Genomic DNA, 1,470 nt, shown 5'->3' with positions numbered 1-1,470 from the left:
ATTTGCCGCTTAGCAGAGCGTTAAATGCTCTTCATGCATCCCCATACTTGAGGTGGTAATGAAAACCGTATCAGAATATAGCCAAAGAAATATATTGATAATTCCTCAATCTTTATATGATATGAGCGATATTCAGAAATTAATGCATGACGGTCACTCAGGGATATTTTATAAAGATCTAAAGCAAGACTTAGTAGATGTTGAGTTCTATACCAATATCCCTTGTGTGGTTTATATTGAAAGTGGACAAGAAACAATTACTACTTCTGACAATAAAACACATGTGTTAACTGCCCGTACCGCAATATTTTTACAGCAAGGGCTTAACCTACACTCTGATTATGTAAAGATGACTGAAAATTTAAAAGCTTATCTTGTTTTCTTTACTGATGATGTGCTCACTGATTTCATTAGTGCAAAAAAAACAAGTGAAATAAATACAGGTGAGCTACCTGAATTACTAAAAATTCAATGCGATAGCTTAATTGAAGTATATTTCAACTCTATTCAGCTACTGAATAAACACAGATGTAATACACCTGCGCTCGTTAGGATTAAGCTACTTGAATTTTTACATCTATTAAGTTTATATGACAAACGTATTTTTCAATCTGCGTTTAAATCAAAGCAAGTATCAATCTCTCCAAAACGAAACCTCACTCGTTTATTAAATAACAGCGAGACCCTAAAGTTATCGATCAGTGATTTAGCTAATTTATCAGGCAGAAGTACTTCTACTTTTACTAGAGACTTCAAAGCAATATATGACATCCCCCCTAAACAATGGTTACAAAATAAAAGATTAGATCGTGCCTATGAACTATTAACGAAGACAGAATTAACTGTGACACATGTGGCCGCAGATTTAGGTTATGAAAATGTATCTCATTTTATTAAATCCTTTAAAGAAAAGTACAAAATCACACCGAAACAATTAAAACAAAATAACTGATTGAAAAACGTTATTTTTGTATATTTATGAGTAGTTTACTTTTTCGCACGTGATTAAATAACCAGTGTTAATTAATCAACGGAGTAAAAGAATGAGAGTAAGAGTAACCCTTAACTGCCAAGTAAAGCCTGAACAACTTGAAGTATTACTATCTTTTTTAGAAAAAAATTTACCTAATGTTAGAGGATTCAATGGCTGCATGAGTGTGACTGTTTATTTTGATAAAGAGAGTTCAGAAATGTTGCTTGAAGAAGAATGGCTTAGTATTGAGCACCATCAGACCTATATAAAATATATTGAAAATAATGGTATATTAGGTAAGTTAGCTTCATTTTTAGCTTCAGCCCCTGTTATTAAATATTTACAAAAAGCAGACATTTAAACTGGTGGACATATAAAAAAAGAGCACTTAACAAGTTGCTTAAACGGACAAAAAACAGCTGGCTTTTGCTCGTTCCTCGCTAATTTTAGCCAGCTATTTTATTGCCGCTTAGCAAGGCGTTAAGACTCGCTGTGAT

2 protein-coding genes are annotated in these 1,470 nt (G+C 32.8%); both read left to right on the top strand.

The annotated features are described in order from the left end of the window. Positions 1 to 58 precede the first annotated feature (58 nt). Positions 59 to 952 (top strand): helix-turn-helix domain-containing protein, encoded by an 894-nt coding sequence (locus tag ACP45E_RS20470; RefSeq protein ID WP_017038681.1) that lies wholly within the window; start codon positions 59 to 61, stop codon positions 950 to 952. A 91-nt stretch (positions 953 to 1,043) separates the two neighbouring features. Continuing rightward, positions 1,044 to 1,334: an antibiotic biosynthesis monooxygenase gene (locus ACP45E_RS20465; protein ID WP_017038680.1), complete on the top strand. Its 291-nt coding sequence runs from the start codon at positions 1,044 to 1,046 to the stop codon at positions 1,332 to 1,334. Positions 1,335 to 1,470: the final 136 nt, after the last annotated feature.

The sequence above is a fragment of the Vibrio genomosp. F10 str. 9ZD137 genome, from assembly GCF_049974785.1.
Taxonomy (GTDB): domain Bacteria; phylum Pseudomonadota; class Gammaproteobacteria; order Enterobacterales; family Vibrionaceae; genus Vibrio.
Note: the sequence above shows the minus strand (reverse complement) of the source record. Positions and strands in the feature narration are given on the sequence as shown.

Excerpts from the sequence above, each read along its gene's own strand:
- ACP45E_RS20470 (WP_017038681.1), top strand. The coding sequence starts at position 59 with ATGAAAACCGTATCAGAATATAGCCAAAGAAATATATTGATAATTCCT.
- ACP45E_RS20465 (WP_017038680.1), top strand. The coding sequence starts at position 1,044 with ATGAGAGTAAGAGTAACCCTTAACTGCCAAGTAAAGCCTGAACAACTT.